This is a genomic window from Streptomyces sp. Ru72 (assembly GCF_002920635.1).
Classification (GTDB): Bacteria; Actinomycetota; Actinomycetes; order Streptomycetales; family Streptomycetaceae; genus Streptomyces.
Window position 1 is genome coordinate 52,900 of record NZ_PQSR01000003.1, and the last position, 9,415, is coordinate 62,314.

6 protein-coding genes are annotated in these 9,415 nt (G+C 70.4%); all 6 read left to right on the plus strand.

What is annotated here, in order from left to right; genetic code table 11:
- Nucleotides 1–10 precede the first annotated feature (10 nt).
- Nucleotides 11–799, plus strand: coding sequence for an ABC transporter ATP-binding protein (locus tag C3488_RS02445; protein ID WP_103837614.1), 789 nt, complete (start codon nucleotides 11–13; stop codon nucleotides 797–799).
- Nucleotides 796–3,366 (plus strand): ABC transporter permease, encoded by a 2,571-nt coding sequence (locus C3488_RS02450; protein WP_103837615.1) that lies wholly within the window; start codon nucleotides 796–798, stop codon nucleotides 3,364–3,366. Before C3488_RS02445 ends, C3488_RS02450 begins: the two co-directional genes overlap by 4 nt.
- Nucleotides 3,367–3,900: 534 nt before the next feature.
- The gene (gene mfd / locus C3488_RS02455; protein ID WP_103837616.1) at nucleotides 3,901–7,458 is read left to right on the plus strand and encodes a transcription-repair coupling factor; all 3,558 of its coding nucleotides are present in this window, start codon (nucleotides 3,901–3,903) and stop codon (nucleotides 7,456–7,458) included.
- Between the two features lie 238 nt (nucleotides 7,459–7,696).
- Nucleotides 7,697–8,497, plus strand: coding sequence for an HNH endonuclease family protein (locus C3488_RS02460; RefSeq protein ID WP_103837617.1), 801 nt, complete (start codon nucleotides 7,697–7,699; stop codon nucleotides 8,495–8,497).
- A 323-nt stretch (nucleotides 8,498–8,820) separates the two neighbouring features.
- Complete coding sequence (locus C3488_RS40350; protein WP_181138850.1) at nucleotides 8,821–8,973, plus strand: hypothetical protein; 153 nt, start codon at nucleotides 8,821–8,823, stop codon at nucleotides 8,971–8,973.
- A 9-nt stretch (nucleotides 8,974–8,982) separates the two neighbouring features.
- Nucleotides 8,983–9,297 carry a hypothetical protein gene (locus C3488_RS02465; RefSeq protein ID WP_103837618.1) on the plus strand — a complete coding sequence of 105 codons (315 nt, stop codon included), beginning with the start codon at nucleotides 8,983–8,985 and terminating at the stop codon, nucleotides 9,295–9,297.
- Nucleotides 9,298–9,415 lie beyond the last annotated feature (118 nt).

Below are 9,415 nucleotides of genomic sequence, written 5' to 3' on the forward strand. Positions count from 1 at the left end.
GGGATCAACCATGACATCGGCCGTGACCATTCCCAGGCACGGGGGCACTGGAGGGCGTACGGCCGTTGCCGCGCGGGCTCGGCAGGTCGTGAAGGCGTACGGGGCGGGGGAGACCCGGGTGGTCGCCCTCGACCACGTCGACGTGGACATCGCCCGCGGCCAGTTCACCGCCATCATGGGCCCCTCGGGGTCCGGCAAGTCCACGCTGATGCACTGCCTCGCCGGGCTCGACACCGTGACGAGCGGCCAGATCCACCTCGACGAGACCGAGATCACCGGCCTGAAGGACAAGAAGCTCACCCAGCTGCGCCGGGACCGCATCGGGTTCATCTTCCAGGCGTTCAACCTGCTGCCCACCCTGAACGCGATCGAGAACATCACGCTGCCCATGGACATCGCCGGCCGCAAGCCGGACAAGGCGTGGCTGGACCGGGTCGTGGAGACCGTCGGGCTCGCCGGGCGGCTCAAGCACCGGCCCGGCCAGCTCTCCGGCGGACAGCAGCAGCGCGTGGCCGTCGCCCGCGCCCTGGCCGCCCGCCCCGAGATCATCTTCGGTGACGAGCCGACCGGAAACCTCGACTCCCGCGCGGGTGCCGAGGTGCTGGGCTTCCTGCGCCGGTCCGTGGACGAGCTCGGCCAGACCATCGTCATGGTCACGCACGACCCGGTCGCCGCCTCCTACGCCGACCGCGTGCTGTACCTGGCGGACGGCCGGATCGTCGACGAGATGCTCAAGCCGACCGCGGACACCGTCCTGGACCGCATGAAGGACTTCGACGCCCGGGGGCGCACGTCATGACCGTCCTGAAGACCTCGCTGCGCAACTTCTTCGCGCACAAGGGGCGCATGGCGCTGTCGGCCGTCGCGGTCCTGCTGTCGGTGGCGTTCGTGTGCGGCACGCTCGTGTTCACCGACACGATGAACACGACGTTCGACAAGCTGTTCGCGGTGACGGCGTCCGACGTGACCGTCTCGCCGAAGGTCGCCAAGAGCGACGAGACCCCGCAGAGCGGCGTGCCCGAGTCGCTGCCGGCCTCGGTGCTGGACAAGGCCCGGCAGGCCGAGGGCGTCAAGTCGGTCGAGGGCGGCGTCAGTTCGATGAACGTGACCGTCGTCGACAGCGACAACGAGAACATGGGCTCCTCCACCGGCGCCCCGACGATCGCCGGCAACTGGACGAGCAACGACCTGCGGTCGATGGACATCACGTCCGGTCACGCCCCGCGCGGGCCGACCGAGATGATGGTCGACGCCGACACCGCCGACAAGCACCACCTCAAGCTGGGCGACGAGCTGCGCACCATCGCGCAGACAGGTGACTTCCGGGCGCGGATCGTCGGCATCGCCACCTTCAAGGTGACCAACCCCGGTGCCGCGGTGGTCTACTTCGACACCGCCACCGCGCAGCGCGAACTGCTCGGGACGACCGGCCGGTTCACGAACATCAACGTCACCGCGGCGTCCGGTGTGTCGGACGAGCAGCTGAAGCAGAACGTCACGCGGACACTTTCCGGGGCCGGGTCCTTCAAGGTCCAGACCGCCAAGGAGAACGCCGACGAGAACCGCCAGGACGTCGGTCAGTTCATGAACGTCATCAAGTACGCCATGCTCGGCTTCGCCGGGATCGCGTTCCTGGTCGGCATCTTCCTGATCATCAACACCTTCTCGATGCTGGTCGCCCAGCGGACGCGGGAGATCGGCCTGATGCGGGCGATCGGCTCCTCCCGCCGGCAGGTCAACCGGTCCGTCCTGGTCGAGGCGCTGCTGCTGGGCGTCCTCGGGTCGGTCCTCGGCGTGGGCGCGGGTGTCGGTATCGCGATCGGCCTGATGAAGGTCATGGGCTCGATGGGCATGGACCTGTCGACGCGGGACCTGACGGTCAAGGCGACCACACCGGTGGCCGGCCTGGTCCTGGGCGTCGTCGTCACCGTCCTGGCCGCCTACCTGCCGGCCCGCCGCGCCGGCAAGGTCTCCCCGATGGCCGCCCTGCGGGACGCCGGCACGCCGGCCGACGGCAAGGCGGGCCGGGTGCGCGCCCTGATCGGCCTCGTCCTCACCGGCGCCGGTGGCGCCGCCCTGTACGCGGCGGCCAGTGCCGACAAGGCGAGCGACGGCTCGCTCGTCCTCGGCGTCGGCGTGGTCCTGACCCTGATCGGTTTCGTGGTCATCGGCCCACTGCTGGCGGGCGGAGTGGTCCGGGTGATCAGCGCGGTGCTGCTGCGGGCCTTCGGCCCGGTGGGCCGCATGGCCGAGCGCAACGCCCTGCGCAACCCGCGCCGCACCGGCGCCACCGGCGCGGCCCTGATGATCGGCCTCGCACTGGTCGCCTGCCTCTCGGTGGTCGGCTCCTCGATGGTGGCCTCGGCCACCGGCGAGCTGGACAAGTCGGTCGGCGCGGACTTCATCGTCCAGGGCAACCAGCGCATCGTGCCGCAGGCGGAGAAGGCCATGCAGCACAGTCCGCATCTGGCGCACGTCACCCGCTATAAGATGCTCGACGCCACCCTCACCTCGCCGGACGGCAAGGCCGACGACACCGGGATCACGGCCGCGGACCCCTCGTACGCGGACGACCTGCGCCGCACGACCACCCAGGGCACCCTGTCCGCCGCCTACGGCGACGACGCGATGTCGGTCGGCTCCGACTACGCCAAGAAGCACGGCGTGCACGTCGGCGACACCATCACCGTCGCGTTCAAGGGCGGCCGGACGGCGAAGCTCAAGGTCGCGGCGATCACCAGCGACGACACCGCCCTCGACCAGGGCGCCCGCTACATGAGCATCGCCACCATGGAGAAGTACGTACCGAAGGACAGGATCCCGCCGAACCAGATCATGTTCGCCAAGGCCGAGAAGGGCCAGGAGAAGCAGGCGTACGCGGCGCTGAAGCAGTCGATGAAGCCGTACCCGCAGTACCAGGTGCGCGACCAGACCGACTACAAGAAGGAGCTGAAGGACCAGGTCGGCCAGCTGCTCAACATGGTCTACGGCCTGCTCGCCCTCGCGATCATCGTCGCGGTCCTGGGCGTGGTGAACACGCTGGCCCTGTCGGTGGTGGAGCGGACGAGGGAGATCGGCCTGCTCAGGGCGATCGGTCTCTCCCGCCGCCAGCTGCGCCGCATGATCCGCCTGGAGTCGGTGGTGATCGCCCTCTTCGGCGCCCTGCTGGGACTCGGCCTGGGCATGGGCTGGGGCGCCACGGCCCAGAAGCTGCTCGCCCTGGAGGGCCTGAACGTCCTCCAGATCCCGTGGGGCACGATCACCGGCGTCTTCATCGCCTCGGCCTTCGTGGGCCTGTTCGCAGCCCTGATCCCGGCGTTCCGGGCGGGCCGGATGAACGTACTGAACGCCATCGCCACGGAGTAGCCCCCGAGACGGGGAGCACGCTGACTCCCGAAACGGGGAGCACGGGCGAACCGGGCGGAGCCCGGCGCCGGGGAGCACACGCTCTTCGACGCCGGGCTTCTCCTGCGCCGCCCGGTCCGGCCTGAGAGTTTTCTCGCCCGCCGCCCCTGCCCTTCCCGTCCCTGGGGGCTGCGCTGCCAGGGCCCCGCGACGGCCTTGTCCTCAAACTCCCCCAAGCTCTTCGAGCAGGGAGGACCCCCGGAGGGGCTGGAATTCAGCCCCTCCGGCGTTTGAGGAGCGGGGGTCCGGGGGCCGGCCCCCGGATGGGGTCTGGGGCGGAGCCCCTGGTGGGGTTGAAGGGGCGGAGCCCCTGAGGACGGGAAGGGTAGCGGCGGCGGGGGCGAATACCATCCGACGCCCGCACCCAGCGACCGGCCGGACGTTGTCCACAGCCCCGACGGTCACCCGCCCGGCGTCGTAGGCTGGACAACCCCGGCCCCAGAAAATCTCGCGGCCGGGTGTTCGTGTTGCCCACCCCGGGACGGATGCCCCTCCATGAGCCTGCACGGTCTGCTCGACGCCGTCGTCAAGGACGCCGCACTCGCGGAAGCGGTCAAGGCCGCGACCGACGGCAACCGTATGCACGTCGACCTCGTCGGCCCCCCGGCGGCACGCCCCTTCACCGTGGCCGCACTCGCCCGGGAGGCGGGCAGGCCCGTCCTCGCCGTGACCGCGACCGGCCGTGAGGCCGAGGACCTCGCCGCCGCGCTGCGCTCCCTGCTGCCACCCGACGGCGTCGTGGAGTACCCGTCCTGGGAGACCCTCCCGCACGAGCGCCTCAGCCCTCGCAGCGACACCGTCGGCCGCCGCCTCGCCGTCCTGAGGCGGCTCGCCCACCCGAGCTCCGACGACCCCGAGACCGGCCCGGTCTCCGTCGTCGTCGCCCCCGTGCGTTCCGTGCTCCAGCCCCAGGTCAAGGGTCTCGGCGACCTGGAACCGGTGTCGCTGAGAACCGGCCGGAGCGCCGACCTGAACGACGTCGTGGACGCCCTCGCCGCCGCCGCGTACTCCCGCGTGGAGCTGGTGGAGAAGCGCGGTGAGTTCGCCGTGCGAGGCGGCATCCTGGACGTCTTCCCGCCCACCGAGGAACACCCCCTGCGCATCGAGTTCTGGGGCGACGACGTCGAGGAGATCCGCTACTTCAAGGTCGCCGACCAGCGCTCCCTGGAGGTCGCCGAGCACGGCCTGTGGGCACCGCCCTGTCGCGAGCTGCTGCTCACCGACGACGTGCGGCAGCGCGCCGCCGCCCTCGCCGAGGACCACCCGGAGCTGGGTGAACTGCTCGGCAAGATCGCCGAGGGGATCGCCGTGGAGGGCATGGAGTCCCTCGCGCCCGTCCTCGTCGACGACATGGAGCTGCTGCTCGACGTCCTGCCCGCGGGCGCCATGGCCGTCGTGTGCGACCCGGAGCGGGTGCGCACGCGCGCCGCGGACCTGGTGGCCACCAGCCAGGAGTTCCTGCAGGCCTCCTGGGCGGCGACGGCCGGCGGCGGCGAGGCTCCCATCGACGTCGGCGCCGCCTCCCTGTGGTCCCTCGCGGACGTCCGGGACCGGGCCGGAGAGCTGGGCATGATGTGGTGGTCGGTGTCCCCGTTCGCCGCGGACGCCGACCTCACGGTGACATATGCCGCTGACGCGGCGGGCGACACCCTCACACTCGGCATGCACGCGCCCGAGACCTACCGGGGCGACACCGCGAAGGCGCTCGCCGACACCAAGGGCTGGCTCGCCGACGGCTGGCGCACCGTGTTCGTCACCGAGGGCCACGGCCCGGCGTCCCGCACGGTCGAGGTGCTGGGCAACGAGGGCATCGCGGCCCGCCTCGACGCCGACCTCCAGGCGCTGTCCCCGTCGGTCGTGCACGTGGCGTGCGGCTCGATCGAGTACGGCTTCGTCGACCCGGCCCTCAAGCTGGCCGTCCTCACGGAGATGGACCTGTCCGGCCAACGGGCGGCAGGCCGCGACGGCGCCCGTATGCCGGCCCGCCGCCGCAAGACGATCGACCCGCTGACCCTGGAGTCCGGCGACTACATCGTCCACGAGCAGCACGGCGTCGGCCGCTACATCGAGATGGTGCAGCGCACGGTCCAGGGCGCCACCCGCGAGTACCTGGTGGTGGAGTACGCCCCGGCCAAGCGCGGCCAGCCCGGCGACCGCCTCTACATCCCCACCGACCAGCTGGAGCAGATCACCAAGTACGTCGGCGGCGAGGCCCCGACCCTGCACCGCCTGGGCGGCGCCGACTGGACCAAGACGAAGGCGCGCGCGAAGAAGGCCGTCAAGGAGATCGCCGCCGATCTCATCAAGCTGTACTCCGCGCGCATGGCGGCCCCCGGCCACGCCTTCGGCGGGGACACCCCCTGGCAGCGGGAGCTGGAGGACGCGTTCCCGTACGCGGAGACCCCGGACCAGCTGACCACGATCGCCGAGGTCAAGGAGGACATGGAGAAGTCGGTCCCGATGGACCGCCTGATCTGCGGCGACGTCGGCTACGGCAAGACGGAGATCGCGGTGCGGGCCGCGTTCAAGGCGGTCCAGGACGGCAAGCAGGTCGCCGTCCTCGTACCGACGACGCTGCTGGTGCAGCAGCACTTCGGCACGTTCTCCGACCGCTACTCCCAGTTCCCGGTGAACGTCAGGGCGCTGTCCCGTTTCCAGACGGACACGGAGGCCAAGGCGGTCCTGGAAGGGCTTCGCGAGGGCGCGGTGGACGTCGTCATCGGCACGCACCGCCTGTTCTCGTCGGAAACCAGGTTCAAGGACCTCGGTCTGGTCATCGTCGACGAGGAGCAGCGCTTCGGCGTCGAGCACAAGGAGCAGCTGAAGAAGCTGCGCGCCAACGTCGACGTGCTGACGATGTCCGCGACCCCGATCCCCAGGACCCTCGAGATGGCGGTGACGGGCATCCGCGAGATGTCCACGATCACCACCCCGCCGGAGGAGCGGCACCCGGTGCTGACCTTCGTCGGGCCGTACGAGGAGAAGCAGATCGGTGCCGCGATCCGTCGTGAGCTGCTGCGCGAGGGCCAGGTCTTCTACATCCACAACCGGGTGGAGTCGATCGACCGGGCGGCGGCTCGGCTGCGCGAGATCGTCCCCGAGGCGCGGATCGCCACGGCCCACGGCCAGATGTCGGAGCAGGCGCTGGAGCAGGTCGTCGTCGACTTCTGGGAGAAGAAGTTCGACGTGCTGGTCTCCACGACGATCGTCGAGTCGGGCATCGACATCTCCAACGCGAACACGCTGATCGTGGAACGTGGCGACACCTTCGGCCTGTCCCAGCTGCACCAGCTGCGCGGCCGCGTCGGCCGTGGCCGGGAGCGCGGCTACGCGTACTTCCTCTACCCGCCGGAGAAGCCGCTGACGGAGACCGCCCACGAGCGGCTTGCGACCATCGCCCAGCACACGGAGATGGGCGCGGGCATGTACGTGGCGATGAAGGACCTGGAGATCCGCGGCGCGGGCAACCTGCTCGGCGGCGAGCAGTCCGGTCACATCGCGGGCGTCGGCTTCGACCTGTACGTGCGGATGGTCGGCGAGGCGGTCGCGGACTACCGGCGCCAGCTGGAGACCGGCGAGATCGAAGAAGAGGCGCCGCTCGAGGTCAAGATCGAGCTGCCCGTCGACGCCCACGTCCCGCACGACTACGCGCCCGGCGAGCGGCTGCGCCTGCAGGCCTACCGCGCGATCGCCTCCGTGAACTCGGAGGAGGACATCAAGGCCGTCCGCGAGGAACTCGTCGACCGCTACGGCAAGCTGCCCGAGCCGGTGGAGAACCTCCTGCTGGTGGCGGGCCTGCGGATGCTCGCCCGCGCCTGCGGTGTCGGCGAGATCGTCCTGCAGGGCACCAACATCCGCTTCGCCCCGGTGGAGTTGAGGGAGTCGCAGGAGCTGCGGCTCAAGCGCCTCTACCCCGGCAGCATCGTCAAGCCGGCCGTCCACCAGGTCCTGGTGCCCCGTCCCAAGACGGCGAAAGTCGGCGGAAAACCGCTGGTCGGGCGGGAGTTGCTGGGCTGGGTCGGGGAGTTCCTGACGTCGATCCTGGGATCGTAGCGGCCCGGATCGGGTCCTGGCGGGCCGGCTGGCCGGATCGGGTCCGGCGGGTCCTGGCGGTCCGGCGGCCCGGATCGACCGGTCGTAAGCGGTCGTATCGGGTCCGCAGCGCGTGAGCGGGACGGTTCTCGTAGGCATGACGAAGGCGATGTGAGGGACACAACCCTTTGACGGCTACCGTGAGACCGGGAGAACGCGCCCGGCGTGGGCGGTACAGGCAAGGGGAGGGCGTCGCGCGATGCGTACTGAGCGGCACGTCGGGCACCGTGGCGGGAGGCGGCGTGTCCTGCTGGCAGCCGCCGCGCTGCTGGCCACCGGATTGACGGTCACCGGGTGCGAGGGCCTCGCCCCGCCCGTGGACGGCGGACCCTCCGGTTCCGCCGTCCCGACGGCCGCCGACGGCCATGCGGTGAACCCCCTGGACAACCCCGACGGGACGAAGCCGGGGCTGGCAGCCATCACTTCGAGCGCGGACAGGGCGAAGGCCCGGTCGCTGATCGAGAAGGTGGTGACGAAGGGCCGCGGACCCAAGACGGGGTACGAGCGGGACAAGTTCGGCTATGCCTGGACCGACTCGGCCCCGGGCGGCATCCCCTTCTCCCACAACGGGTGCGACTCGCGAAACGATCTCCTGAAACGCGATGGTGAGAAGGTCCGCTTCCGGACGGGCTCGGACTGCGTCGTCACCTCCATGACGCTGCACGACCCGTACACCGGGAAGACGATCGAGTGGACCAAGTCCCATGCGGCGACGGTGCAGATAGACCACGTCATGCCGCTGTCGTACGACTGGCAGATGGGTGCCTCGCGCTGGACGAAGGGCAAGCGGGAGGACATCGCCAACGACCCTCTCAACCTGATCCCGGTGGACGGCCCGGCCAATGGTGCGAAGGGCGACTCCGGCCCGGCGACCTGGCTGCCCCCGAACACACAGATCCGCTGCGCCTACTCGGTGCGCTTCGCCCAGGTGTCACTCAAGTACGACCTTCCCGTGACGACGGCCGACAAGCAGATGATGCTGCGGCAGTGCGGCGGCTGAGGCGGCGGCCTCGCGGACGACTTCCGCTGTGGGCGTCGTCCGGCCGGGAGGTACCGTACGGCGTTCCGTCCGTATTCGTATACATGTACGGACCTCTGCGTAGACGCTCCTGAAAGGCGGAGGTGAACGGCCGTGAAGCACGACGTGGTGGCCGCGCGGGCGACTGGAGCGGTGACAGGCACCGTGCCCGGGCTGCCGCCCCGGGTGGCACTGGCGGTCGTACCCCTGTTGAGTCTGGGAATGCTGGGTGCCGTGCCGTCGCTCGTCCCGGCCTTCCGGCGGAGTACCACGCCGACTGGCCGGCGGCGGTGGTCCTCGGCGCGGTGAACGTGGCGTGGCTGCTCGAGGCCATGCTCACGCCGGAGGACACCCACGGCCTGCAGTACGCCGCCGACGTCCTGCTGCTCTTCGCCTCCACCCTCGCAGCGTCGCTGCACTGTCTGTTCGTCAAGCCGTCGGGAACAGAGGCCAGATGAAGACCCGGCGTGGCCGGCGTGTCGGCAACAGGCCGCGATCCACGCGCGGGGCGCCGGTCGTCCGCGCCATCGCAGTGGTGGCCGTTCTTCGACAGCTTGATGCAGCGTCAGTGCGATGTCGCGGTGGCGGTCGGCGCGCCGCAGGTCCAGGTCACGCGGGCTGCCGCCGGGAGGAACGCCGGGGTGCGGTTCGTACTAGCCGCCGACGCGCCGGCGGCGAACGCGGAAGCGGCCGGGAATGTGACCGGCGCCAAGCCTGACGAAGGCCTCAAGGCGGCGGTGGTGCAGGCGATCAGACAGGCCGTGAGGACCTGTAACGCGTGAACTGCGGCCAGGGTTCCGGGTCTTTGGTAAAGATCGGCTAACGTTGTCGATCTCGTGTGGAGTCTTTGCACGTTCTTGGGGCAAACTTGCGAAGCTTTTGTCGGCTCGTGAGTAAAGG